Genomic DNA, 25,396 nt, shown 5'->3' with positions numbered 1-25,396 from the left:
AACGTGACGTGAGGGTTGCGGCCGCTGCCACCGTCAGACCGGACCGAGTCGACCAGCCAGCACAGCATCGGCCACGACCCGCCCCTCGGCGGCGCCCCGGACGACCGCGTCGGCGCAGCCGGTCAGCCACGCGGCCACGCCGTCCGCCGAGCCCGTCGCGAACCGTGCCGCCGCGGACAGGTAGCGCGGTACCGCGGCCTCCCACGCGACCTCCGGGACGACCGCCCCCGTGGGGTCGAGCCCGCCGGTCGTCAGCAGCAGCCGGGCCGCGGCCCGGGTGACCACCCCGTTGCCCGCCGCGAACGGGCGCAGGGCGAGCAGCTCCCCGTGCACGACCGCGGCGACCACGAGCCCCGGGGCGCGGGTCGCGGCGACGGTGCGCGTCAGCAGGGCGAGCCGCTCGGCGACCTCGGCCCCGTCGGGCGCCGGGCCGAGCCCGCCCAGGTCCCGGGGCGCGACCCCGGGTCCACGCACCCGGCCCAGGTCCTCGGAGGGCAGCCACCCGGCGCCGGCCGCGGTGTGCAGGCGCGCCAGGACGTGACCCAGCGGCGGGAGGGTCGCCGACGACGGTCCGCCGAGGTCCGGCCGCCAGCCCGCGGCCAGCACCGTCGCCCGCAGCGACCCCCCGGCCACCCGCTGCGCGCCGTCGACGCCGCCCGGGCCGGACCCGGTCGCGAGCGCGCGCACGGCGCTCAGCGGGACCGGGGCGCCGTCCACCGCTGCGCTCGCGCGCGCGGCACGCAGGTCCGCCTCCGCGCGGACCTCACGCCAGCGGCGCCGGAACGCCTCGTGCCAGCGCAGCTCCTCGCACGCGACCCGCGCCCGGTCGACGGCGTCCCGGACACCGGGCAGGTCCAGCAGGGGCACGAGGGGGTCGCCGGTCACGGCCCCACCCTACGAACGCCCGGACCGGACCTCGGCCCGGCCCCGCGTCCGCCCGCCCGCCCGCCCGTCCGCCCCTCCGTCCGTCCGCCCCTCCGTCCGTCTGCCCCTCCGTCTGTCCGTCTGTCCGTCGAGAGTCCAGGACACGCCGGGCGGCCGGCTGCGACCCCGGGCGCGTCCTGGCATCTCGACGCGACGAGCGTGCGGGAGGGGCTGCGCGAGGACCGCGGGGGGCGCGGGTGGGCTGCGGAGCCGGGGGCGCGGGGGGCGGCGGGGGCGCAGGGTGGTCCGCGCGAGGTGAGGTGATCCGCGCCACACTGGCTCCATGGTGTCCACCCCGAGCGTGTCCTCGTCCATCACCGTCCGCCTGCACGTCGAGGCCCGGCCCACAGCCGTGTCGGAGCTGACGTCGGCGATCGAGCAGACCGGTGGCATCGTCACCGCGCTCGACGTGACCGCGTCCGGGCACGAGCGGATCACCGTCGACGTGACGTGCGCGACCAGCGGCGAGCAGCACGCAGCCGACATCGTCGAGGCGCTGCGCGCACTGCCCGGCGTGGACGTGGAGCGGGTCAGCGACCGGACGTTCCTCATGCACCTCGGCGGCAAGCTCTCGATCGAGTCGAAGGTGCCGCTGCGCAACCGCGACGACCTGTCCATGGCGTACACCCCCGGCGTGGCCCGGGTCTGCGAGGCCATCGCCGCCCGGCCCGACGACGCCCGCCGGCTCACGATCAAGCGGAACACCATCGCGGTGGTCACCGACGGCACGGCGGTGCTCGGGCTCGGTGACATCGGGCCGCTCGCCGCGCTGCCCGTCATGGAGGGCAAGGCCGCGCTGTTCAAGCGGTTCGCCGGGATCGACGCGTTCCCGCTGGCGCTCGACACGACGGACGTCGACGAGATCGTCGAGACCGTCGTGCGGGTGGCCCCGGTGTTCGCCGGCATCAACCTCGAGGACATCTCGGCGCCGCGCTGCTTCGAGGTCGAGCGACGGCTGCGCGAGCGCCTCGACATCCCGGTGTTCCACGACGACCAGCACGGCACCGCGATCGTCGTGACCGCCGCGCTCACCAACGCCCTGCAGGTGGTCGGCAAGCGCATCGAGGACGTCCGCCTGGTGCTGTCGGGGGCGGGGGCGGCAGGCACGGCCGTGCTGAAGCTGCTGCTCGCTGCGGGGGTGCGGGACGTGGTGGTCGCGGACATCGACGGGCTCGTGCACTCCGGACGGCCGCTGGCGTCGCCGGAGCTGCGGTGGATCGCGGAGCACACCAACCCGCGCGGGGTGACCGGCACGCTGCGCGACGCGCTCGCCGGCGCGGACGTGTTCATCGGCGTGAGCGCGCCGAACATCCTCACGGGCGACGACATCGCCACGATGGCACCCGGGGCGGTCGTCTTCGCGCTGGCGAACCCCCGCCCGGAGGTCGACCCGGTGGAGGCCGCCCGGCACGCCGCGGTGGTCGGGACCGGGCGCAGCGACGTGGCGAACCAGATCAACAACGTCCTGGCGTTCCCCGGCGTGTTCCGCGGGCTGCTCGACGCGCGGTCCCACGTGATCACCGACGCCATGCTGCTCGCGGCGGCGCGCGCGCTCGCGTCCGTGGTGTCCCCGGAGGAGCTGAACCCCGCGTACATCATCCCGAGCGTGTTCCACCCGGACGTCGCCGCCACCGTCGCCGCGGCCGTCGCGCAGGTCGCGGAGGCCGCGCAGGGGCCGCGGGCCGACACCGGGGCGGTGGCCGTCGTGCCGGTGCCGAGGGCCTGACGAGGGCTCCCGGGCGGAACGACGGGCCGGGCGACGAGCGGGGCCCGACCGTAGGATCGCGAGGTGCAGTGCCACCACTACGACGCCGCCCGGTGCCGTTCCTGCACCCTCATCGAGCTGTCCTACGCCGACCAGCTCGCCGCGAAGCAGGAGCGCTGCCGGGAGCTGCTCGCGCCGGCCGGGCGGCCCGAGTGGCTGCCGCCGGTGGCGAGCGCCGAGTCCGGGTTCCGCAACAAGGCGAAGCTCGCCGTCGGCGGCACGGTCGACGCGCCGACGCTGGGGATCCTCGATCCCGGCGGCGCGGGCGTCGACCTGCGGGACTGCGGCCTGTACCCGGCGTCGCTGCAGGCCGCGCTGCCGGTGGTCGCGGAGCTCATCGGCCTCGCGCGGCTGGTGCCGTACGACGTCCCGACGCGGCGCGGCGAGCTGAAGTACGTCCTGGTCACGCAGTCACCGGACGACGAGCTGATGCTGCGGTTCGTGCTGCGCTCGACGGAGGCGCTGCCGCGCCTGCGCAAGCACCTGCCGTGGCTGCTGGCCGCCCTGCCGCGCGCGGTCGTCGTCTCCGCGAACCTGCTGCCGGAGCACAAGGCGGTCCTCGAGGGCCCCGAGGAGGTCGTGCTGACCGAGCGCGCGACCCTGCGGATGCACGTGAACGACGTGGACCTGCACCTGCGGCCGCAGAGCTTCTTCCAGACGAACACCGACGTCGCCGCCGCGCTGTACCGGACGGGTCGCGACTGGGTGGACGCCGCCGGTCCGGCCCGGGTGTGGGACCTGTACTGCGGTGTCGGGGGCTTCGCGCTGCACGTCGCACGCCCGGGCCGGGAGGTCGTCGGCATCGAGACCAGCGCTGAGGCCGTCGCCAGCGCGCGCCAGAGCAGCGCCGACCTCGGGCTGGCCGGCGTGCGGTTCGAGGCCGGCGACGCGACCGCGTTCGCCCTCGCCGCCGCCGAGCCCCCCGACCTGGTCGTGGTGAACCCGCCGCGGCGCGGGATCGGCCCGGCCCTGGCCGGCTGGCTGGAGGCGTCGGGCGTGCGGGACGTCGTCTACTCGTCCTGCAACGCCGCGTCACTCGCCCGGGACCTCGCCGCGATGCCGTCGCTGCGGCCCCGGCGGGCGCAGCTGCTGGACATGTTCCCGCAGACCGGTCACTACGAGGTGGTCGTCGCGCTCTCCCGGTGACGCGGCGGCGTGCCTTTCGTCCCACGTCTCGGCCCGCTGCGCAGGGGACCCTGGGGCACATGCTGACCGTGGCCGAGGCCCTCGACTACCAGACGCACGCGGCCCGGACGAAGACCGACCTCGCCCGCCGGCCCGGCGTGTACCTGGTGAACACCATGCTCGCCGGGGCCTACATCGGCCTGGGCGTCGTCATCATGGCGACCGCCGGCGGCCCGCTCGCCGACGCGGGCTCCGGGTTCACACCGCTGGTGCAGGGGCTGGTGTTCGGGGTCGCCCTGACCATCGTCGTCGTGGCCGGCGGCGAGCTCGCGACCTCCGGGATGATGGTCTTCACCCAGGGCGCGCTGCGCGGCACGATCTCGTGGGCCCGGGCCGGCGTCACGCTGCTGGCGTGCCTCACCGGCAACCTGCTGGGCGCCGTCGTGCTCGCCGCGATCCTCCATCTCTCCGGGGCGATGGGCCCCGGCACCCCGGCGGGTCGCATGATCGCGACGATGGTCGAGCACAAGGCGCACGAGACCGGCACCGAGCTGTTCTTCCGCGGCGTGATGTGCAACCTCATGGTCTGCCTGGCCATCTGGTGCGCGGGCCGGCTGCAGAACGAGGTCGCGAAGATCATCGTGATCTTCGCCTGCGTGATGGTCTTCATCACCTCGGGCTTCGAGCACGTCGTCGCCAACATGACGACGTTCTCGCTCGGCCTCATGGGTGGCCTGCCCGAGGCGACGGTGGGCGAGTTCGCCCGGAACGTGCTGTTCGTGGGGCTGGGCAACCTCGTCGGCGGGGGACTGCTCGTCGGCGCGGCGAACGTCGCAGCCGCGAGCCCGGCCCGCCCGGCAGGCGTCCCCGTCGAGACCGACCCCGCCGTCGCGGCCGAGGCCCCGGTGGGGGCCGGACAGGCCCGTGAGCCCGAGGCCGCCGGCATCCGCTGACACCCCCGATCCGGACATCCCGGGCGCGCCCACCCGGCGGGGCGCGGCGCTGCGCTCTACCGTCGTACGGATCAGGGCCGTCCCGGTGACGGCGCAGACGCGCAGCGGGCGGCGCCGGCCGCTCCCCGCACGGCAAGGGAGCAGACCATGACGAGCACCCCGGACCGGGAGCAGCAGGACGGCACGGACACGCCCGGGACGGCGCCCGCGCCCGAGGACCGCACCGCCGCGGCGGGCGACCAGCGGGCGGCGACGGAGGGACCCGACGCGGGCACCGCGCCGGAGGACCGTCCAGGGGCTGCTCAGGACCGGACCGGCGACGCGAACGCAGCGGGCTCGGCGGCCTCGGCGAACGCGGCGGGTTCGGCGACGCCGACGAACGCGGCGGGCCGAGCGGGCTCGCCCGAGCCGACGGGCCCGGCCCCGGGGACGACCCCGGCCGCCCGTCCGGCCGCCCCGCCGGTGTCCCGCGGGACGACCGGCCACCGGGCGTCGCGCCCGGCGCCGACCCCGCCCGCCCCGGAGGAGCCGGCGCCGTCCGCCCTGCCCGGGGGGTCCCCGTCGAGCCGTCCGACGGCCACGGTCTCCGACGGCACCGGGTCCCCGACCGCTCCGCTGCCGACGACCCCGGCGTCGGGCACCGCGCCGGGCACCGCGCCGGGCACCGCGCCGGCTGCGGCCCCCGCCGCGGCCTCCGAGCCCGCCCGGCCCGCCGAGCCGGTGCGGCGCACCAGCATCGCCGAGGCCCGCGCGGCGACCGCCCTGACGGGCGACACCCCGGTGGCGGGTTCGACGGCGACCCCGGCCGGCGCGGCCCCGGCGGCGTCGCCGGACCTCCCCGGAACGGGGCCGTCGGACGCCACGGTCCCGTACGGCGACCCGGGCGCGTCGCCCACCTCGCCCCCCGCCGCCGGGGCGCTGCCGGCGGCGGCCGTCCCGGACGACGGCACGGACGACGGGACCCGCGCACCGGCGGCCGTGCGCTCGCGCCGTGCCGGGCCGCCGGCTCCGCGCCCGGAGCCGGCCCGCCGGCCGGGCGGCGGCCTCGGGCGGCACCTGCTGGGCGTCCTGGTGGGGCTGCTGCTCGGCGCTGTCGGTGTGTGGGTGACGGTGCTGGGCCAGTCGCGGGTGCTCGGCGTGCAGGCACCGGGCTGGGACGCGTCGTACGACCCGGTGGGCGTGGTGCTGGTGACGGCGGGGGTCCTGGTCCTCGCGCTGCTCCTGGGACTGGGGCTGTGGACGCCGGCGGTGCCCCTGACGGCCGGTCTCGTGACGGCCGTGGTCGGCGTCGTCTACCTGTACGTGCCGGCGACGACGCACGCGGACACCGTCCGGTGGTTCGCCACCGACAGCACGTCGGTGTCGGTGACGCGGGCGACCGTGACGGCGACCTCCGGGACGGTGTTCGTCGTCGGGGCGCTGCTGCTGGCCGCGGGGCTGACCCTCGCGGCGGCCCGTCGCCGGTGGCTGCCCCGCGACTGACCTGCGCCGCCTCGCCGCGCACGGGACGAAAGTCCTACTAGAGTGCGGTGGGCGCGGGCCGCTCGGTCCGCACCCGAACCGCACCGACGTCGTTGCGCTGGAGGCACCCGTGGCCGTCGACAACTCCGCCCCGCAGACCGCGCAGCCCGAGGGGGACCCGGGCGACCGGGGCCTGGAGAACCTGCTCACCGAGGACCGCCGGTTCCCGCCGGACCCCGAGTTCGCCGCCCAGGCCAACGCGCACGCGGAGCTGTACTCGTGGGCCAACGCCGCGCCGCTGGAGTTCTGGGCCGAGCAGGCTCGATCGCTCCTCGACTGGTCCGAGCCGTTCGAGGAGGTGCTCGACTGGTCGGGGGCCCCGGTGGCCCGCTGGTTCGCCGACGGGCGCCTCAACGCGGCGTACAACGCGGTGGACCGCCACGTCGAGGACGGGAACGGCGACCGGGTGGCGCTGCACTTCGAGGGCGAGCCCGGTGACACCCGCACGCTCACGTACGCCGACCTGCAGCGCGAGGTGTCGCGGGCCGCGAACGCCCTGACCGCGCTGGGCGTGCGCACCGGCGACCGGGTCGCGATCTACCTGCCGATGATCCCCGAGGCCGTCGTCGCGATGCTCGCGTGCGCCCGGATCGGCGCGCCTCACTCCGTGGTGTTCGGCGGCTTCTCGGCCGAGGCGCTGCACTCCCGCATCGTCGACGCCGAGGCGTCCGTGGTGATCACGGCCGACGGCGGCTACCGGCGCGGAGCCCCGAGCCCGCTGAAGCCGACCGTCGACGAGGCGCTGGCCAAGGGCAGCGGCGACCTGGTGCGCCACGTGCTCGTCGTCCGGCGGACCGGGCAGGACGTGCCGTGGACGCCGGACCGCGACGTGTGGTGGCACGAGGCCGTCGACGCGGCGGACGACCGGCACGAGCCCGTCGCCGTCGAGGCCGAGCACCCGCTGTTCATCCTCTACACCTCGGGCACCACCGGGAAGCCGAAGGGCATCTTCCACACCACCGGCGGGTACCTCACGCAGACCGCGTGGACGCACCGCAACGTCTTCGACCTCAAGCCGGAGTCGGACGTGTACTGGTGCACCGCCGACATCGGCTGGGTGACCGGCCACTCGTACGTCGTCTACGGCCCGCTGGTGAACGGCGCGACCCAGGTCATCTACGAGGGCACCCCCGACACCCCGCACCGCGGGCGCTGGTGGGAGATCGTGCAGAAGTACCGGGTGTCGATCCTCTACACCGCCCCCACGGCGATCCGCACCTGCATGAAGTGGGGCGAGGACGTGCCCGGCGCGTTCGACCTGTCGAGCCTGCGCGTGCTCGGGTCCGTGGGCGAGCCCATCAACCCGGAGGCGTGGACCTGGTACCGCCGGGTGATCGGCGGCGACCGGACGCCGGTGGTGGACACCTGGTGGCAGACCGAGACCGGCGCGATCATGATCAGCCCTCTGCCGGGCGTCACCACCGCGAAGCCCGGGTCGGCGCAGACCCCGCTGCCGGGCATCGCCGCCGACGTGCTGGACGACGACGCCCACCCCGTGCCGAACGGCTCCGGCGGCTACCTGGTGCTGACCGAGCCGTGGCCGTCGATGCTCCGCGGCATCTGGGGCGACGAGAAGCGGTTCCGCGACACGTACTGGTCGCGGTTCCCCGGCCTGTACTTCGCGGGCGACGGCGCCAAGAAGGACGAGGACGGCGACATCTGGCTGCTCGGTCGCGTCGACGACGTCATGAACGTGTCCGGCCACCGGCTGTCCACCACGGAGATCGAGTCCGCGCTGGTGTCGCACCCGTCCGTCGCGGAGGCGGCCGTGGTCGGCGCGGCCGACGACACCACCGGCCAGGCGGTCGTCGCGTTCGTCATCCTGCGCGGTGACGCGGTGGCGGCCTCCCCGGAGGACGTCGCGACCGAGCTGCGCGCGCACGTCGCCCGGCAGATCGGGCCGATCGCCAAGCCCCGCACGATCCTCGTCGTGCCGGAGCTGCCGAAGACCCGCTCCGGGAAGATCATGCGCCGGCTGCTGCGCGACGTGGCCGAGCACCGGCAGGTCGGCGACGCCACGACGCTCGCGGACTCGTCGGTCATGGACCTCATCCAGCAGGGGCTCGCAGCACCGCGGGTCTGACGGCACGTCGCAGACGTCCACCCTGCGGGCGACCGCCGCGCGGCACCGGCGAGCACTCCGTACCATGGTGCGGTTGCCCCACCACGGCGGGGCCGAACCGGCCGGCCGGCCCCGGGTCCACGGGGTGCTGCGCCCGGCCCGCGACCGCAGCGACACCAGGGGGCACGTCGACATGACCGGGTGGGACCTCACCGCGCGTCGCGCCGTCGACCTCCGCCGGGTCGCCAGCGCGCTCTGTCGCTGACCGCACGACCCCGGTCCCCGTCCGCCACGCGCGGGCACCTCCCCGTCCCCTCCGGGCCGCTGCGGCGCGCCCGGCGAAAGGCCCCGCCATGTCCTCCACCGCACCCGCGGTCCGCGAGCGCTCGCGCGCCCGCACCCTGCTGGGCAGCTTCGGCACCCAGATCGTCCTCGCACTCGTGCTCGGCGTCGCCCTCGGTGCCGTCGCGCTGGCCATCGGCCCCGTCGACGCCGGCACTGACGCCGAGACCCCGAACTGGCTGACCTCGACGCTCGACACCATCGGCTCGTCGTTCGTCACGCTGCTGCGGGCGATCGTCCCGCCGCTGATCTTCACCGCGATCGTCGCCTCGGTCGCGAACCTGCGGAACGTCGCGAACGGCGCCCGCCTCGCCGGGCGGACGCTGCTGTGGTTCGCGATCACCGCCGCGGTCTCCGTGGCCATCGGCATCGTGCTGGGCCTGGTCCTGCAGCCCGGCCGCCACACGACCATCGCGCTCGACCAGGCGTCCGACCCGGGCCGGACCGGCTCGTGGACCGACTTCCTGCAGGGCCTCATCCCGGGCAACGTGCTGGGGCTGGGCGCGAGCACGTCGGCGGCCCCCGACGGCACGCTCAGCACGTCGGTCAGCTTCAACGCGCTGCAGATCATCGTGGTCGCGATCGTCATCGGCATCGCGGTGCTCCGCACCGGCCCCAGGGCCGATCCGTTCCTGACGTTCGTGCGGTCGGCGCTCGTCGTCGTGCAGAAGGTGCTGTGGTGGATCATCCGGCTCGCGCCGATCGGCACGCTCGGACTGGTCGGGCACGCCGTCGCCGCCTACGGCTGGGACTCGCTCGCGTCCCTCGGGCGGTTCGCGGTCGCGGTCTACGTCGGCCTCGCGCTCGTGCTGCTCGTCGTCTACCCCGTGATCCTGCGGCTGAACGGGCTGAGCGTGCTGCGCTGGTTCCGCGGCGCGTGGCCGGCCATCCAGCTCGCGTTCGTCTCCCGGTCCTCGATCGGCACCATGCCGGTCACGCAGCGCGTCACGGAGCGGAACCTCGGCGTCCCGTCGGAGTACGCGTCCTTCGCGGTGCCCCTGGCGGCGACCACCAAGATGGACGGCTGCGCCTCCATCTACCCGGCGATCTCGGCGATCTTCGTCGCGCAGATCTTCGGCATCGACCTGTCGGTGCTCGACTACGTGCTCATCGCGTTCGTGTCGGTCGTCGGGTCGGCGGCCACCGCGGGCCTCACCGGCGCGATCGTCATGCTGACCCTCACGCTGTCGACCGTCGGGCTGCCGCTCGCGGGCGTCGGGCTGCTGCTGGCCATCGACCCGATCCTCGACATGGGCCGCACGGCCGTGAACGTCGCGGGGCAGGTGCTGGTGCCGACGGTCGTCGCGAAGCGCGAGGGCATCCTCGACCAGGCGCAGTACGACTCCGCCCAGGCGGAGGACCTGTTCACCGAGGACGCGGACGCCGCCCCGGGCGCGGACGCCGCGGACGAGGCCGAGCCGGTCGGCGCGGCCGGGGCCCGCTGAGCGACGCCCGGCTCCTCGCCTCCGGCCGACCCGCCGGGCCCGCGCGTGCGGGCCCGGCGGCGGGCGTCAGCGGTGCGGGTGCGTCAGCTCGCCCGTGCGGGCGACCTGCCCGAGCCAGTGCGCGCTGGGCTTCGGCGTGCGCGCGAACGTCTGCCGGTCCCAGGCGATGAGCCCGAACGTCGGGGTGTACGAGCCCCACTCGTAGTTGTCGAGCGCCGACCAGTGCAGGTACCCGCGGACGTCGATGCCGTCGGCCATCGCGTCGTGCAGCCCGACCAGGGCGTCGTGGGTGTAGTCGATGCGGCGGGCGTCGTCCTGCGTGGCGATGCCGTTCTCGGTGACGACCACCGGGACGCCGCCGGTGCGGGCCCACGCGTTGCGGACGCCGATGCCGAGCGCCGGCGGGAAGTACTCCCAGCCGATGAGGGTCTTCTCGACGTCGTCGGCGACGGGCACGGGCCGGCCCTCCCGGTCGATGAACGTGCGCAGGTACGCCTGCACGCCGATCCAGTCGTCGCCGGCGGCCGCGTCGAGGAACACGTCCTCGCGCGGGTACCCGTACGCGGCCGTCGCCTCCACGGCGTCGGGTGTGGCGGGGTGGTACGCCTGCGTCGCGACGGACCACCCGGAGCGCACCTGCCCGACGCCGGACAGCACGTCCCGGGAGCGCCCGTGCGCCGCGATGAGGGCGTCGGTGATCTGCGGGTCGGGCGCCGGCAGGCGGGACGCCGTCATCTCGGTGCCCTCCTCGCCGCGGGTCATCGCGACCATGTTGGGCTCGTTGATGGTGCACACCCACTCGACGTCGTCGCCGAGCACCGGCAGCACCGCCTCGGTGTAGCGGGCGAACAGCTCGGGTGCGACGGGGTTCCGCCAGCCGCCGAGCTTCGCGAACCAGCGCGGGTGCGTGAAGTGGTGCAGCGTCACCGACGGGGTGAGCCCGTGCTCGCGGCAGGTGTCGACCATGCGGCGGTAGTGCTGGAGCTGCGCCCGCGACACGTAGCCCTGCTCCGGCTCGATGCGGGCCCACTCGATGCTGAAGCGGTACGTGTCCAGGCCGAGCTCCGCCAGGAGGGCGATGTCCTCGGGGTACCGGTGGTAGGAGTCGGCGGCGTCGCCGGACGGCTCGGGCAGGTCGGTGCCGGGGGCGTGCTCGCGCACCCACCAGTCGGAGTTCACGTTGTTGCCCTCGACCTGGTGGGCGGCCGTGGCGGCGCCCCACAGGAAGCCGTCGGGGAAGCGGCGGACGGTCATGGCTGGTCCTTCTCGTCGGGGTCGGGGGTGCGGCCGGGGAGGCCGGCCGGGGCGGACCGGGTCAGGTACCCGGCGGGGTCCGGACGTCGAGCACGGCGACGTCCCGCAGCAGGTCGAGCGGCACGGCCGCTCCCCCGGCGCGGTACCGGCGCGGCTGCGGCGTGGCGGGCACCGGCGCGGACGCACCGTCCAGGCGCACCTCGACGCCGGCCGCCGCGGGGTCCACGTGGTACCGCACGCGCCGGGTCCGCCCGGCCAGCACCACGTCGACCTCGAGGCCGTCGTCCTCGGGGGCCAGCGCCGGGTCGAGCACCAGCACGTCCGCGCGCTCCTCGAGGCCGAGCAGGCCCTGGACGACCTGGCGCAGGTAGATGCCGGGCCCGGAGGAGTAGACCCGCCAGCCGTCGGCCGTCGGGACGTCGCCGGTGCGCAACCGGTCGAAGCCCTCCGCGGCGGCGTACCGGTCGGGGAACGTGGCGTCGGAGGACGACGTGTAGCAGGTGCGCTGCCGCGGGAGGGCGCTGGGTACCCGCTCCCGCATCCCGATCGGCGACAGCCGCAGCAGCTCCTCGCCGACCGCGGCGCGGCCGAGGCTCGCGAGCGCCTCGACCCAGCGCACGTGCGCGTGCACGTACATCAGCCCGACCTCGCGGCCGAAGAACGCCGCCTGCTCGGCGCGCAGGAAGCTCTCGACCTCGCCGTCGGCGAACCGCGCCGGGCGGTTCGTCAGCCGCACGCCGTCCGGGAAGTGCAGGTGCTCCCGCACGATCGCCTCGTGCCGGGCGGCCTCGTCGGCGTCGAACAGCTCGGCGATGACGGGGCGGGTCATCGCGATGAGCCGGTACGTGAGGCCGGTCGACGTGTCGCGCGGGTGGATGACGGGCGTGGCCTCGCCGTCCTCGACGGTCGCGAAGCCGGCCGCCACGCCGTCGGGCAGCAGCAGCCGCCGGACGTCCGCGAGCACGTCCGCAGCGGCGGACGCCATGCGGTCGGCGAGCGTCCGCACGCCCGGTGCCGGCGCGTCCCGGAGCTCCCCTGCGGCCAGCGTCAGCGCCTGGTACGTGAGCGCGGCCGTCCAGGTCGACGTCATCCGCTCCCGCATCTCCGGGCGGGCGGGCTGCAGGGTGTCGTCCCAGTCGCCCTCGCCGTACGCCGGCAGCGCGGTGCCCGGGACGCGGTTCTGCTCCTGGTACGCCAGCAGCGCCTCCACGTGGGCGGCGACGGTCACGGGCCCGCCGTCGCGGAACGGCACCACCTCGTCCAGCACGCCCAGGTCACCCGTCGCCCGCAGGTACTGCCCGAGCGCGAACAGCGGCCAGACCACCACGTCGCCGTGCGCGTGCTCCTGCAGCACCTCGGCGTAGTCGTCGAACATGAACCACTGCGGGAACGTCCCCGCGACCGACTGCCGGGACAGCACCCGCAGCAGCACGTCGCGCGCGGTCGCGAACCGGCCGGCGGCGAGCAGCAGCTCGAACGGCCCCTGGCACACGTCGCGGGTGCCCCACGCCGCGCCCGAGTACTGCTCGAGCCCGTGCGGCACCAGGAAGTGCACCCGCGCGTCGTGCGCCCACCACGGCAGCAGCACCTCGAGCTCCGCGAGCCGCGAGCCCGGCGCGATCCGCAGGTCTCGGGTCAGCGCGGCGAGCGTCGCGCGGTGCCCGGCGGCGTGCGCGGCGCCGTCGAGCCCCTCGGCGACGGCGGTCCCGGCCTCCGGCACCGCCACGGCCCCGCGCTCCAGGTCCGCCGCGACGGCGACGCGCAGCAGCCGGGTCCCGGACGCCAGGACGGTCACGACGGACGTGCCGCGGTCCTCGCCGTCGGGCAGCAGCACCCCGTCGCCCGCGACGGTCGCGCCGGGCGAGGCGGCGAGGACGTACGTCAGCGCGTCGTGGTGCTCGGCGACCGCGGTGCCGGGCTCGGCGCGGAAGGCGAGCGCGGCGCCGTCCGCGGCCGGTTCGGCCCGCCACGCCCCGTCGCCGAGCTCGACGTCGGTCGTGACCAGCACGTCCAGGTCCGCGGAGGCGCGCACCTCGGTCAGCAGCACCGCGCGGTCGGAGGCGGCGACGGTCCGCACCTCCACCTCGGCGTCCGCCCACCGGTACAGCCAGCGGGCCTCGCCGACGTCGAGGACGAACGCCGACGGCTGGCCGAGCAGCTGCCACGCGTCACGCGGCCCCGCCGCACCGTCCAGGGAGGTCGCCGCGCCGTCGCGGCGCACCAGCACCCGCACGCCGTTGGACCGCAGCAGGTTGAGGTGGTTGCGGTGCACGCTCGCGAACCGGTCGAACGACGTGTTGCCCAGCACCGTGTGCGAGCCGACCACGCCGTGCGCGAACACGGTGGTGGACAGGGTCGGGCGGTCCGGGGCGAGGGCGTCGCCGCACAGCAGCACGTGGCCGTGCGGCCGGTCGAGCAGCAGGTCCTTCTCCCCGCGCACCACGTGGGCGCCGCCGGGCGTGAAGAACGAGAGCACCGCGCCGGAGGCGGTGTCCCGCTCCGGGTACCGCGCCCCGTCGCCGAGCGCGAGCAGGGCGTCGTCCGTGAGCGCGTCGCCGGCCAGCAGCGGCGCGGTGGCGAGCAGCGAGCGCTCGTCGCGCGCCGGCTCGGCGGCCTGCGACGTGGCCGCCGCGATGCCGGCGCGCGCCACCAGGTCGTCCGCCAGTGCGGGCAGCTCCGCGAGCGCCGCCGTCATCGGGCCGCGACGGTCCGGCCAGAACCCGGTCACGGCGTGCAGGACGCGCGGCGTCGCCAGGTCGCTCGGGTGGGACAGCAGGGCGGCCGTGGCCATCTCGTGCTGCCGCACCCGGTCGGGCCACGGCTCACCCGTGAGGAACGCCGGGGTCAGTCCGGCGCGCGCCCGCGGGGTGTGGAGGTCGAACGCGTCGGTGCCGGCCGCCACCGCGCCCTCGGCGAGCGCCACCACCGCGAGCGGCAGGGCCGGCGCGGAGGTCATCGTCTGCCGGCTCAGCACCACGCGGCCGAACCGCTCGTCCCGCTCCAGGCGGTGGGCGACGTACTGGCTCACGTACGGCTCGGACGACTGCGCCGCGGCCTCCGGCGACAGCGACAGGTCCTGCAGGAACGCCACGTCGTACGTCGTGCCGGGCTCGGCGCCGCCCTCCACCGCGAGCTCGACGCGCCACACCCAGGCGGTGCGGTCCGGGTCCAGCACGAGGTGCACGGTCCAGCGCACGCCCAGGCCGGACCCGTCCCAGCGGACCCACCCGTCACCGACCCGGTGCGCCGCGGACGACCGGGCGCCCGTCAGCGGCACCGCGTCCACGGCGCCGGGGCCGGTGCGGCGCAGGTGCAGGCCGCCGGTCGCGGCGTCGTGCGGCCCCGGAACGTACTGGTTGACGAGCAGGCCGCCGGGGGCGCGGATCGCGCGCACGTCGCCCGCGGGGGTGAGCCGGACGTCGACGCCGCCGGGCGTGGCCACGCCGGCGTCGGGCCCGGTGCGGTGCTGCGGGCGCGGGAGGGTGCGGGTCATCGGTGCGGGAACCTCTTCGGTGGAGCGGGTGCGGGGGCAGGACCGGGCGCCGGGTGCCGGGCCGGGCGCGGGTGCGCCGTCGCGCGACGGCGCACCCGGTGTCACTTCAGGCCGGTGGTGGCCACGCCCTGGATGAAGTAGCGCTGCAGCGCCAGGAACAGCAGCAGGATCGGCGTGATGATGAGCACCGCGCCGGCGAGCAGCAGCCCGTAGTCGGTGCCGCGCTGCCCGGTCGAGTACAGCGACAGCGCCACCGGCAGCGTGTACATGTCCTGGCTCTGCGAGGCGACCAGCGGCCACAGGAAGTTGTTCCAGGAGCCGAGGAACGTCAGGATGCCGAGCGTCGCGAGCGGCGGGCCGCACAGCGGCATCACCACCCGCGCGAAGATCCGCAGCTCCCCCGCGCCGTCCATGCGCGCGGCCTCCAGGAGCTCGTCCGGGATGCCGAGCATGAACTGCCGCATGAGGAACACGCCGACGGGCTGGGTGACGAACGGCAGGATCAGCGCGGCGTACGTGTTGAGCAGCCCGAGCTTGGTGACCATGACGAACAGCGGCACGAACGTCACGACGCCGGGGACCATGAGCATGGTCATCACCACGGTGAACAGCACCTTCTTGCCGGCGAAGTCCATCTTGGCGAGCGCGTAGCCGACCATCGAGCAGAACAGCAGGTTCCCGAGCACCGTCACCACGGCGACGACGAACGAGTTCGTGAAGTACTGCGTGAAGTGCAGCTCGTCGAACCAGGTCGCGAAGTTCGCGCCGGTCGGCTCCTGCGGCCACCAGGTCGGCGGCCGGGTGAGGATCTCGCGCTGCGTCTTGACCGACCCGAGCACCATCCACACGAACGGCAGCAGCCAGAGCGCGACGCCGACGACGAGGACGGTGTAGGTCAGCGCGCGCCCGGTCGGGAACCGGCGGCGGCGCGGGGACCGCGGCGGGGCGGCCTGCGCGCGGGGCGCGGGCACGGCGGGGGTCACGGGCGGTGTCGTGGTGGCCATGTCCCTCAGTCCTTCGAGCGCAGCAGCCGGAACTGCAGCAGGCTCAGGAGCGCGATCGCCAGGAACAGCACGTACGAGGCGGCGGACGCCTGCCCGTACTTGCCGAAGCCGAACTGCTCGAACGTGTAGTAGGCCGTCGACAGGGTGGAGTCCAGCGGGCCGCCCTGCGTCATCACGAAGGCCTCCTCGAAGAACTGCAGGTACCCGACGGAGACGAGCACGGCGCCGAGCAGCAGCGTCGGGCGCAGCAGGGGCAGCGTGATGCTGACGAGCCGGCGCCAGGCGGAGGCGCCGTCCATCGTCGCGGCCTCCTGCACGTCGGCCGGGACGGCCTGGAGACCGGCCAGGAAGATCACCATGAGGGTGCCGACGTTGCGCCACACCGCCATGAGGATCAGCGCGGGCAGCGCCCAGGTGGTGTCGGTGAGCCACGACGGGCCGTCGATGCCGACCCAGCCGAGCGCGGTGTTGATGAGCCCGTCGGGCTGCAGCATGTACCGCCACACCACCGACACCGCGACGATGCTGGTGACGACGGGGGCGTAGAACCCGACCCGGAACGCCGAGCGGAACCGGCCGATGCCGTTGTTGAGCGCGATCGCCAGCAGCAGGGCGACGGCCATCGTCACGGGGATCCCGATGACCACGAACGTCGCCGTGACCCCGAGCGACTTCAGGAACCGCGCGTCGCCGAACAGCGTCACGTACTGGTCGAGGCCCACGACGTTCACGGCGAGCGGGCTGCGCACGTCGCGCGCGGTGAAGTCCGTGAAGGACATGCCGAACGACGACAGCAGCGGCACGAGCATGAAGAACCCGAAGACCAGGACGAACGGCGCGGCGAACAGCCACGCGACCCGGCCCTGACGGCGGCGGCGCGCGGCGACGGGCCCGCGCTCCGGCGTGCTGCGGCGGCTGGCCGTGCGGCCGGGACCGGTGGCCCCGGCCGCACGGGTGGTGGTCGCGCTCATGGCGTCAGCCCACGCCGATCGACGAGGCCTGCTCCTGGAGGGCGGCGAGCGCGTCGGCCGGCTCCTCGCCGCTGACGATCATCCGCTCCAGGGCGGAGTCGGCGGCGGCGGCCACCTGGACCCACGCCGTGTTGACCGGCGGGGACTGGGTGTCCTGGAGCTGCTCGCCGAAGACGGCCAGCTTCTCGTCGTCGGCCAGGGCCGGGTCGTCCCACGCGGACTGCTGCGACGGCAGGTCGCCGGTGAGCTCGTAGAAGTCGACCTGCACGTCGGGCTGGGTCAGCCAGTCGACGAGCTTCCAGGCGGCGTCCTGGTTGTCGGAGTCGTTGAAGACCACGAGGTTGGAACCGCCCGCGAACGAGGTGGACGTCTTCCCCGCCGGGATGCGCGCGGTCGCGTACTGGTCGGCGAACTCCTCGCCGCCGAGCTGCTCGAGCGAGCCCATCATGAACGGGCCCTCGATGAACGCGCCGACGCGGCCGGCGACGAAGTCGGCCTCGGTGGCGCCGGGGGTCCGGTCGGCCTGGGCGTCCGCGAGGCCCTTGTCGAAGAACGACGTGTAGTACTCGTACGCCTCGGCCATCTCCGGGGTGTCGAGCGTCCACTCGGTGCCGTCGTCGTCCATCAGGCTCGCGCCGTTCGACCACGGGGCCCACAGCGAGCCCTGGAACGCGTCGTTGCCGGACGCCAGCATGCGGATGCCGTACTCGGCGTCCGTCTTGTCCTTGATGTCGGTGAGCATCTGCTGCAGCTCGTCCCAGTCGGCCGGCGCCTCGTCCCACCCGGCCTGCTCGGCGAGGTCGGTGCGGTAGTACAGGACGCGGGTGTCGACGTACCACGGCACGCCGACCGCCTGGCCGTCGAGCTCGGTGGTGCCGACCGACCCCTCGAAGAAGTCGCTGGTGTCGATGCCGTCGGGCACCGGGGCGAAGGCGTCGCCGAACTCCGCCATCCACGTGGTGCCCATCATCGCGACGTCCGGCGTGGTGCCGGCGGCGATCGCGGTCTGGAACTTGTCGCGGGCGGCGTCCCAGGGGATCGGGACGACCTCGATGTCGACGTCGGGGTTGTCGGCGACGAAGTCCTGCACGAAGTCGGGCAGGGCCTCGCCCTCGGCACCCATGGCCCACACGGTCAGCTCGCCGGAGGCTGCCCCGGAGGACAGCGTGGACTCGTCGGTGCTCCCGGTGCCGGTGTCGTCGGAGCGGCCGCAGGCGGTGAGTGCGGTCAGGGCGAGCGCGGTCACCAGGGCGACACGCGCAGCGGGACGGATCATGGGTCGTTCCTCCTCGAACGGACGGTGCGGCGGCTGATCGGCGCACGGTGCGCCTCACGGGTCTATGCGCTTAGATCGTGTGTGATGTTAAGCGCATAGAGTGGATCGCGCAACCGGGGCGCCCCCGGACGGACGTCGCGGGTGCCGCGTCCGGCCAGCCCCTACGATCGGACCGGCCCCGGGGCCGCGAGGGAGGTGAGCAGTGCCGCGTCGACCCACCGTGTACGACGTCGCGGAGCGCGCCGGCGTGTCGATCGCCACCGTGTCGTTCACGTTCCGGCAGCCCGAGCGCGTGCGCGCCTCCACCCGCGAGTCGGTCCTCGTCGCCGCCCGCGAGCTCGGCTACGTGCCGTCCGGCAGCGCCCGCGGCCTCGCCCACGGCAGCACCGGCGCGCTCGGCCTGTACTCGTTCGACCTCATGCTGGCCGCCCCGCAGGAGGGTGCCGACGGCGAGCGCCCGGCCCCCGCGCCCGGCCGCAGCGCCGACCCCGACGCGGACCCGCGCGCGTTCCCGCTCTACGTCGACGAGGTGCAGCGCGGCGTCGAGCTCGAGTGCTGGCAGCGCGGCCAGGCCCTGCTGCTGTCCAGCGGCTCCGGGTCGGGCGCGTCCGTCACCGAGATCGCCGGCCGCGTGGACGGCCTCGCGATGTTCCCCGGGCCGACACCCGTCGAGGCGCTCGAGCACGTCGCCCGGCGCATCCCGGTGGTCGCGTTCAGCATGCCGCCCGTCGCCGACGGCCTCCACCACGTGACCGTCGACAACCGCGCCGGCATGCGCGACCTCGTGGGCCACCTCGTCGCCGACCACCACCTGCGCGACCTCGCGTTCGTCGGCCGGCTGAGCACACCCGACTACGCCGACCGGTTCGCCGGGTTCCAGGAGGCGCTCGGCGCAGCCGGCCTGGGCGTCCCCGCCGAGCCGCTCGACCCGACCGACCTGGCCGAACCCCACCGGCTCGAGGTGGTCGCCGCCCTCGCGGACGCCGACCGGCTCCCCCGCGCACTCGTCTGCGCGAGCGACCAGACGGCGCTCGCCGTGCTGGACCTGCTCGCGGCGCGCGGAGTCCCGGTGCCGGAGCGCGTGGTCGTCACGGGCTTCGACGGGATCCTCGCCGGACGCCTCGCGCGACCCACGCTCACGACCGTGCGCCAGCCGATGACCGCGATGGGGCGCCTCGCCGTCCAGGTGCTGGTGCGCCACGCCGGGGCGGTCGGCGGGGAGCCGGAGTCGCACCGCCTGCCGGTGCAGGTGGTGCGGCGCGGGAGCTGCGGCTGCCCGGAGGCCTGAGCGGACGGCGCTCCCGCCCCGGTCAGACCCCGAGCAGCGCACGCACGCGCCGGACCGCTTCCCGCCCGGCGCGGTTCGCCCCGACGGTGCTCGCGCTCGGGCCGTAGCCGACGAGCTGCACGCGCGGGTCGGCCACCACCTGGGTGCCGTCGACGACGATGCCGCCCTCGGCGTTCCGCAGGCCCAGCGGGCGCAGGTGGTCCAGCGCGGGGCGGAACCCCGTCGCCCACAGCACGACGTCGGCGGTCTCGTGCACCGGGCCGGTGACCCAGCCCGCGGCGAGCGGACCGCGCGCCGCGCCCTCGTCCCAGACGGCCCCGTCCGGCACCAGCCGCGCAAACACCGGCCGGGCGCGCAGCACCCCGGCGTCGATGCCCGCACGGTACTCGGGTGTCAGGGGCAGGCCGGTCGCGGACACGATGCTGCCCGGCGGCAGCCCCGCGCGGGTCCGCTCGTCCACCCGCGCCACGGCGGCGCGGCCGAGCTCCGGCGAGAACTCCTCGTCCCGCCAGTCCGGCGGGCGGCGCGTGACCCACGTCGTCGACGCGGCGTGCGGGTGGATGGCCAGCAGGTGCTGCACCGCGGAGATGCCGCCGCCCACCACCAGCACCCGCCGGCCCGCGAGCTCCTCCGGGGTGCGGTAGTCGTGCGTGTGCAGCTGGGTGCCCGCGAACACGTCCCGGCCCGGGTAGGACGGCCAGAACGGCCGGGTCCAGGTGCCGGTGGCGTTGACCAGGGCCCGGGCGTGCCAGGTGCGGACGGTGCGGCGCCGGGCGGGCGCGGGCGTCGCACGGCCGCGGCCGACCGCACCGGGGTCCGGCACCGGGCCGGGCACCGCGCGTGCCGCGCCGACGCCGCAGCCCAGGCCGTCGTCGGGGTCGGGCGGGGCCTCCGGCGCCGTGACACCCGCCCGGGTCCCGGAGCCGGCGTCGGGTGCGGGCGCGGTGGGGCGGGCGACACCGTCCGCCTCTCCGCCACCGCGACGCTCGACCGTCTCGACCGCCAGCAGCCCGCCGTCGTCGCGGACCGCGCGCACCTGCACGGGTCGTCGCACCGCGAGGCCCAGGTCCTGCTCGTAGTCGCCGAAGTACCGGGTCAGCGCCGCGGACGCCGGCTCGTCGGCGGGGAACGCGGGCAGCGCCCGCCCCGGCAGCTCGTAGACGCCGTTGACCGTGCGCATCGTCAGGCCGGGCCACCGCTCGCGCCACGCCCCGCCAGGGCCCGCAGCGGCGTCCAGCACCACGTACGTCGGGCCCCCGGTCCTACCGGCGGGGACGAACCCGGAGCGCACCAGGTGCGCGGCCACCGCGAGCCCGGCCTGGCCCGCGCCGACGACCACGACGTCCGCGACGTCCGCGACGTCCGGCACGGCGTCGGTCGGGGTCACGTCAGGCACACGAGGTCCAACGCCCGGCGCCGCGGGGACGTTCCCCGCGGGAGGCGGCGCATCCCGCACGCGGGGTGGTGGGATGGGGACGTGCCCGACCCGATCACCGTGACCCCCGGACCCCTCGACCCCGACGGCGCCCGCGCCGTGCGCGACCTCGCCGACGCCGCGGCCGGGACGGACGGCGTGCCGCCCCTGTCCGAGCAGCCGCTGCTGTGGCTGACCGGCGGCGGGCCGGGCGTGCACCACCTCCTCGCGGCGGCACCCGACGGGACGACGACCGGCTACGCGCAGGTCGACCTGCGGGACCCGGCGCTCGCCACCGCCGAGGTGGTCGTCCACCCGGCGCACCGCCGACGCGGGACCGGGTCGGCGCTGCTCGACGCCGCCGGTGCGCTGGCCCGGGAGCACGGCGGGGACGGCGTCGCCGTGTGGGCGCACGGCGACCTGCCCGCCGCGCGCGCGCTCGCCGCCGCCCGCGGGCTGCCCGTGGTCCGGGAGCTGTGGCAGATGGCGCTCGACCCGGTCGTGGTCCCGGACGCCCCACCGCTGCCCGACGGCGTGGTGGTGCGGGCGTTCGAGCCCGGCCGCGACGAGGACGCGTGGGTCCGGGTGAATGCCCGCGCGTTCGCCGCGCACCCCGAGCAGGGACGCCTCACGCGCGCCGACCTCGAGGACCGCGAGGCGGAGCCGTGGTTCGACCCCGCCGGGTTCCTGCTCGCGGTCCGCGGCGACCGCCTGCTGGCCTTCGGCTGGACCAAGCTGGCCGACCCGGACGAGGGCGAGGTCTACGCGCTCGGCGTCGACCCGGACGCGCAGGGACAGCGCCTCGGCCCGGCGCTCACGGCGCGGATGCTCGCCCACCTCGCCGGGCGCGGCGTGCGGCGGGTGGTGCTGTACACCGAGGGCGACAACCACGCGGCGATCCGCGTCTACCGCGCCGCGGGGTTCGAGCGGTCCGCGGTGGACGTGGTCTACCGGGCCTGAGGCACGGGCCGCGCTCGCACGCATCGGCGACTCGGCGGCGCCCCTCGTCCCTCGGGGACCGCGTTCGGTCACCCACCGGACACCTCCGGGTGCCACCATGTGGAGATGACCGACGCCTCCGCCTCCGACGGGACCCCGAAGGGTCGCCGCACCCCGGCCGCGACGACGGCGACCGCCCGCGCCTCCGCCGGTGCGAGCACGTCCGCCGGCGGCGCGCGCCCGGCCCGCGCGAGCACCTCCCGTACGCGCGGGACCACGCGCCGCACCGCCGAGCAGGACGGCAGGCCCGCCACGGCCCCCGCCCCGGCGACCTCCGCGCCGACCACGCGGTCGCGCCCGCTGGCCCCGGAGCTCGCCGCGCACATCGCCGAGCACATCGCCCCGCTGGTGCCGACGCCGGTCACGGACCCGGAGGAGCTGCCGCCGCTGCCCGCGGACCGGTTCCTGGACCGCGAGGTGTCGTGGCTGGCGTTCAACGAGCGCGTGCTGCAGCTCGCGGAGGACCCGGAGCAGCCGCTGCTCGAGCGGGTGCGGTACCTGGCGATCTTCGCGTCGAACCTCGACGAGTTCTTCATGGTGCGCGTCGCCGGCCTGAAGCGCCGCATCGCGACCGGCCTGGCGGTCACGGCGGCGTCCGGCCTCAGCCCGCGGCAGGTGCTCGAGGCGATCGGCGTGCGCGCGCACGAGCTCGCCGCCCGGCACGCCCAGGTGTTCGCCGAGCAGGTGCAGCCGGAGCTCGCGCAGCAGGGCATCACGCTGGTCCGCTGGGACGAGCTCGGGGAGGCGGAGCAGGACCGGCTGCGCAAGTTCTTCCGGAAGCAGATCTTCCCGGTGCTGACGCCGCTGGCGGTCGACCCCGCCCACCCGTTCCCGTACATCTCGGGCCTGTCGCTCAACCTGGCCGTCGTCGTGGTGAACCCGACGACCGGCAAGGAGCACTTCGCGCGCGTCAAGGTGCCGCCGCTGCTGCCGCGGTACATCGCCGTGGACGCCCGGGGCCGCCCGAGCGCCGCGCCCTCGCAGGCGCCGACCGACCGCGGGCCGATGTCGTTCGTGCCCGTCGAGGACGTCATCTCCCAGCACCTCGACCAGCTGTTCCCCGGCATGGAGGTGCGCGAGCACCACACGTTCCGGGTGACGCGCAACGAGGACGTGGAGGTGGAGGAGGACGACGCCGAGAACCTGCTCCAGGCGATGGAGAAGGAGCTGCTGCGGCGGCGGTTCGGCCCGCCGGTGCGCCTCGAGATCGCCGACACCATCAGCCCCCGCATCCGCCAACTGCTGGTGCGCGAGCTGGGCGTCGCCGAGGAGGAGGTGTACGAGCTGCCCGCGCCGCTCGACCACACCGGCCTCAACCTCATCGCCGACCTCGACCGTGCGGACCTGCAGTACCCGCGGTTCGTGCCGACCACGCACCGGTTCCTCGCCGAGGTGGAGAGCGCGACGCCGACGGACGTGTTCGCGGCGATCCGCGCGCGCGACATCCTGCTGCACCACCCGTACGACTCGTTCTCGACCTCCGTCCAGACGTTCCTCGAGCAGGCCGCGGCCGACCCGAAGGTCCTCGCGATCAAGCAGACCCTGTACCGGACCTCGGGCGACTCCCCGATCGTCGACGCGCTGATCGACGCCGCCGAGGCCGGCAAGCAGGTGCTCGCCCTGGTGGAGATCAAGGCCCGGTTCGACGAGCAGGCGAACATCGAGTGGGCGCGCAAGCTCGAGCAGGCCGGTGTGCACGTCGTCTACGGCATCGTCGGGCTCAAGACGCACGCGAAGCTGTCCCTGGTGGTGCGCCAGGAGTCCGACGGGCTCCGCCGGTACTGCCACGTCGGGACCGGCAACTACAACCCGAAGACGGCGCGCCTCTACACCGACCTCGGCCTGCTCACCTGCGACCCGGACGTCGGGCAGGACCTCACGCGGCTGTTCAACCAGCTGTCCGGGTACGCGCCGAAGTCGCGGTTCCACCGGCTGCTCGTCGCGCCGCGCTCCGTGCGGTCGGGGCTGGTCGAGCGCATCGACCGGGAGGCCCGCGCAGCACGCGAGGGCCGCCCGGCCTGGATCAAGATCAAGGTGAACTCGATGGTCGACGAGGAGACCATCGACGCCCTGTACCGCGCGTCGCAGGCGGGCGTGCCCGTGGACCTGTGCGTGCGCGGCATCTGCGCGCTGCGCCCGGGAGTCCCCGGGCTGTCCGAGACGGTGCGGGTGCGCTCGATCCTCGGCCGGTTCCTCGAGCACGCGCGGGTGTTCGCGTTCGCCGCGGACGACGGGGTGACGCCGGAGGTCGCGGACACCGGCCGGGACACCGGCGGCGACCGCCTGCCCGGGCCGGAGGTCTACATCGGCTCGGCGGACCTCATGCACCGCAACCTGGACCGTCGCGTGGAGGCGCTCGTCCGCCTGGCCGACCCCGACCAGATCGCGGAGCTCGTGGACCTGCTCGACGAGTCGATGGACGACGGCACCTCGTCGTGGCACCTCGGACCCGACGGCGTGTGGACGCGGCACGCCACCGGCCCGGACGGACCGCTGCGGGACCTGCAGTCGGTGCTCATCTACCGGCAGCGCCGGCGTCTGGGGGGCGCCCGATGAGGACGGCCCGGTGAGGGCGGTCCCCGTCGTCGAGGCCGCGGGCGCACTGGTGTGGCGCGTGCGGCAGGGACGGCTGCAGGTCGTGCTCGTGCACCGGCCGCGGTACAAGGACTGGTCCTGGCCGAAGGGCAAGCTCGAGACCGGCGAGCACGTCACGACGGCCGCGGTCCGCGAGGTCGAGGAGGAGGCGGGGCTCGAGATCGTGCTCGGCCGCCCGCTGCCCGGCCTGGAGTACCCGCTGTCGGACGGCCGCCGCAAGCGCGTGCACTACTGGTCCGCGCAGGTCGCCGGCCGCCCGGACCGTCCGGCGGTGCACGCCCGCCCGCCGGCGGAGCACGCCTCGGCCGACGAGATCGACCGCGTGCGGTGGGTCGACGCCGACGTCGCGCGCCGGCGCCTCACCCGCGACGACGACCGGATCCCCCTCGACGCCCTGGTGGCGGAGCACGCCCGCGGCCGGCTCGACACCCGGGCGTTCGTGGTCGTCCGGCACGGTCGCGCCCGGAGCCGCGCATCCTGGAGCCGGGAGGAGGCGACGCGGCCGCTGACGGACGCCGGTCGCCGGCAGGCCGGTGCGCTCGTCCCGGTGCTGTCGGCGTTCGGGGTCGCGGAGGTCGTGACCAGCCCGTGGGCACGCTGCCGCAGCACCGTCGGCCCGTACGCCGCCGCCGCGGGGCTCACACCCGCGGCGGACGAGCCGTTCACCGAGGCGCAGCACGAGCAGTCGCCCGAGAAGACCGCCGACCTGGTGGCGGCCCTGCTGCGGTCGGCCACCGACGTCGCGGTCTGCACCCACCGGCCGGTGCTGCCGACGGTGCTGGGCGTGGTGTCCGCGCACGCGCGTCCGCGGGCGACCGCCGCCCTGCCCGCCGAGGACCCCTACCTGCGGCCGGGCCAGGTGCTGGTCTGCCACGTCTCCGACGTCGGCGGTGCCCCCCGCGTCGAGGCGGTCGAGCTCCACACCCCGCTCACCCGCGGCTGAGCGCCCGCCCGCGACACCGGGG

18 protein-coding genes are annotated in these 25,396 nt (G+C 75.6%); 11 read left to right on the top strand and 7 right to left on the bottom strand.

The window, feature by feature from the left end; all coding sequences use genetic code 11:
- Positions 1–33: 33 nt before the first annotated feature.
- Entirely contained in the window at positions 34–885 is an 852-nt protein-coding gene (locus K5O09_RS01400) for a Fic family protein (RefSeq protein WP_222171116.1), read from the bottom strand.
- A gap of 322 nt (positions 886–1,207) precedes the next feature.
- Between K5O09_RS01400 and K5O09_RS01395 the strand changes: the two genes are divergently transcribed.
- The 7 genes from K5O09_RS01395 (at position 1,208) to K5O09_RS01370 (ending at position 10,137) form a co-directional block, all read left to right on the top strand.
- On the top strand, positions 1,208–2,650 hold the full coding sequence (locus tag K5O09_RS01395) for an NAD-dependent malic enzyme (protein ID WP_222171115.1): 1,443 nt from the start codon (positions 1,208–1,210) through the stop codon (positions 2,648–2,650).
- A 63-nt stretch (positions 2,651–2,713) separates the two neighbouring features.
- Positions 2,714–3,835 carry a 23S rRNA (uracil(747)-C(5))-methyltransferase RlmC gene (gene rlmC / locus K5O09_RS01390; RefSeq protein ID WP_222171114.1) on the top strand — a complete coding sequence of 374 codons (1,122 nt, stop codon included), beginning with the start codon at positions 2,714–2,716 and terminating at the stop codon, positions 3,833–3,835.
- Between the two features lie 59 nt (positions 3,836–3,894).
- Entirely contained in the window at positions 3,895–4,767 is an 873-nt protein-coding gene (locus K5O09_RS01385) for a formate/nitrite transporter family protein (RefSeq protein ID WP_222171113.1), read from the top strand.
- A gap of 147 nt (positions 4,768–4,914) precedes the next feature.
- Positions 4,915–6,249 (top strand): hypothetical protein, encoded by a 1,335-nt coding sequence (locus K5O09_RS01380; RefSeq protein WP_222171112.1) that lies wholly within the window; start codon positions 4,915–4,917, stop codon positions 6,247–6,249.
- 109 nt (positions 6,250–6,358) lie between these two features.
- Entirely contained in the window at positions 6,359–8,371 is a 2,013-nt protein-coding gene (gene acs, locus K5O09_RS01375) for an acetate--CoA ligase (RefSeq protein WP_370635505.1), read from the top strand.
- 64 nt (positions 8,372–8,435) lie between these two features.
- Positions 8,436–8,615: a putative leader peptide gene (locus K5O09_RS19490; protein WP_370635504.1), complete on the top strand. Its 180-nt coding sequence runs from the start codon at positions 8,436–8,438 to the stop codon at positions 8,613–8,615.
- A gap of 88 nt (positions 8,616–8,703) precedes the next feature.
- On the top strand, positions 8,704–10,137 hold the full coding sequence (locus K5O09_RS01370; RefSeq protein WP_222171111.1) for a dicarboxylate/amino acid:cation symporter: 1,434 nt from the start codon (positions 8,704–8,706) through the stop codon (positions 10,135–10,137).
- A 66-nt stretch (positions 10,138–10,203) separates the two neighbouring features.
- On the opposite strand, the gene K5O09_RS01365 is transcribed toward K5O09_RS01370, so the two are convergent.
- From K5O09_RS01365 to K5O09_RS01345, 5 genes are all read right to left on the bottom strand, one after another.
- Complete coding sequence (locus K5O09_RS01365) at positions 10,204–11,391, bottom strand: glycoside hydrolase family 1 protein (RefSeq protein WP_222171110.1); 1,188 nt, start codon at positions 11,389–11,391, stop codon at positions 10,204–10,206.
- A 61-nt stretch (positions 11,392–11,452) separates the two neighbouring features.
- A complete protein-coding gene (locus K5O09_RS01360) occupies positions 11,453–14,884 on the bottom strand; it encodes a GH36-type glycosyl hydrolase domain-containing protein (protein WP_222171109.1) in 3,432 nt (1,143 codons plus the stop codon).
- Positions 14,885–14,985: 101 nt separating this feature from the next.
- Entirely contained in the window at positions 14,986–15,888 is a 903-nt protein-coding gene (locus K5O09_RS01355) for a carbohydrate ABC transporter permease (protein WP_222171108.1), read from the bottom strand.
- A 5-nt stretch (positions 15,889–15,893) separates the two neighbouring features.
- A complete protein-coding gene (locus K5O09_RS01350; RefSeq protein ID WP_222171107.1) occupies positions 15,894–16,859 on the bottom strand; it encodes a carbohydrate ABC transporter permease in 966 nt (321 codons plus the stop codon).
- Positions 16,860–16,863: 4 nt separating this feature from the next.
- Positions 16,864–18,135: an extracellular solute-binding protein gene (locus K5O09_RS01345; protein ID WP_222171106.1), complete on the bottom strand. Its 1,272-nt coding sequence runs from the start codon at positions 18,133–18,135 to the stop codon at positions 16,864–16,866.
- A gap of 202 nt (positions 18,136–18,337) precedes the next feature.
- On the opposite strand from K5O09_RS01345, the gene K5O09_RS01340 reads away from it, so the two are divergent.
- Positions 18,338–19,423, top strand: coding sequence for a LacI family DNA-binding transcriptional regulator (locus K5O09_RS01340; protein ID WP_222171105.1), 1,086 nt, complete (start codon positions 18,338–18,340; stop codon positions 19,421–19,423).
- Positions 19,424–19,445: 22 nt separating this feature from the next.
- Here K5O09_RS01340 and K5O09_RS01335 read toward each other — a convergent pair whose 3' ends face one another.
- The gene (locus K5O09_RS01335) at positions 19,446–20,810 is read right to left on the bottom strand and encodes an NAD(P)-binding domain-containing protein (protein ID WP_255595968.1); all 1,365 of its coding nucleotides are present in this window, start codon (positions 20,808–20,810) and stop codon (positions 19,446–19,448) included.
- 90 nt (positions 20,811–20,900) lie between these two features.
- On the opposite strand from K5O09_RS01335, the gene mshD reads away from it, so the two are divergent.
- The 3 genes from mshD (at position 20,901) to K5O09_RS01320 (ending at position 25,374) form a co-directional block, all read left to right on the top strand.
- A complete protein-coding gene (gene mshD, locus K5O09_RS01330) occupies positions 20,901–21,797 on the top strand; it encodes a mycothiol synthase (protein ID WP_222171104.1) in 897 nt (298 codons plus the stop codon).
- Positions 21,798–21,902: 105 nt separating this feature from the next.
- Complete coding sequence (locus K5O09_RS01325) at positions 21,903–24,392, top strand: RNA degradosome polyphosphate kinase (protein WP_255595967.1); 2,490 nt, start codon at positions 21,903–21,905, stop codon at positions 24,390–24,392.
- A gap of 10 nt (positions 24,393–24,402) precedes the next feature.
- Positions 24,403–25,374 carry an NUDIX hydrolase gene (locus K5O09_RS01320; protein ID WP_222171103.1) on the top strand — a complete coding sequence of 324 codons (972 nt, stop codon included), beginning with the start codon at positions 24,403–24,405 and terminating at the stop codon, positions 25,372–25,374.
- Positions 25,375–25,396: the final 22 nt, after the last annotated feature.

Origin of the sequence: Cellulomonas sp. C5510, from assembly GCF_019797765.1 — a bacterium.
Taxonomy (GTDB): Bacteria; Actinomycetota; Actinomycetes; order Actinomycetales; family Cellulomonadaceae; genus Cellulomonas.
Note: the sequence above shows the minus strand (reverse complement) of the source record. Positions and strands in the feature narration are given on the sequence as shown.

Bases quoted from the DNA above. Each gene is read 5' to 3' on its own strand.
- K5O09_RS01365 (WP_222171110.1), bottom strand. From the start codon at position 11,391: ATGACCGTCCGCCGCTTCCCCGACGGCTTCCTGTGGGGCGCCGCCACG.
- K5O09_RS01370 (WP_222171111.1), top strand. From the start codon at position 8,704: ATGTCCTCCACCGCACCCGCGGTCCGCGAGCGCTCGCGCGCCCGCACC.
- K5O09_RS01395 (WP_222171115.1), top strand. From the start codon at position 1,208: ATGGTGTCCACCCCGAGCGTGTCCTCGTCCATCACCGTCCGCCTGCAC.
- K5O09_RS01385 (WP_222171113.1), top strand. From the start codon at position 3,895: ATGCTGACCGTGGCCGAGGCCCTCGACTACCAGACGCACGCGGCCCGG.
- K5O09_RS01345 (WP_222171106.1), bottom strand. From the start codon at position 18,135: ATGATCCGTCCCGCTGCGCGTGTCGCCCTGGTGACCGCGCTCGCCCTG.
- K5O09_RS01350 (WP_222171107.1), bottom strand. From the start codon at position 16,859: ATGAGCGCGACCACCACCCGTGCGGCCGGGGCCACCGGTCCCGGCCGC.
- K5O09_RS01360 (WP_222171109.1), bottom strand. From the start codon at position 14,884: ATGACCCGCACCCTCCCGCGCCCGCAGCACCGCACCGGGCCCGACGCC.
- K5O09_RS19490 (WP_370635504.1), top strand. From the start codon at position 8,436: ATGGTGCGGTTGCCCCACCACGGCGGGGCCGAACCGGCCGGCCGGCCC.
- K5O09_RS01325 (WP_255595967.1), top strand. From the start codon at position 21,903: ATGACCGACGCCTCCGCCTCCGACGGGACCCCGAAGGGTCGCCGCACC.
- K5O09_RS01380 (WP_222171112.1), top strand. From the start codon at position 4,915: ATGACGAGCACCCCGGACCGGGAGCAGCAGGACGGCACGGACACGCCC.
- K5O09_RS01355 (WP_222171108.1), bottom strand. From the start codon at position 15,888: ATGGCCACCACGACACCGCCCGTGACCCCCGCCGTGCCCGCGCCCCGC.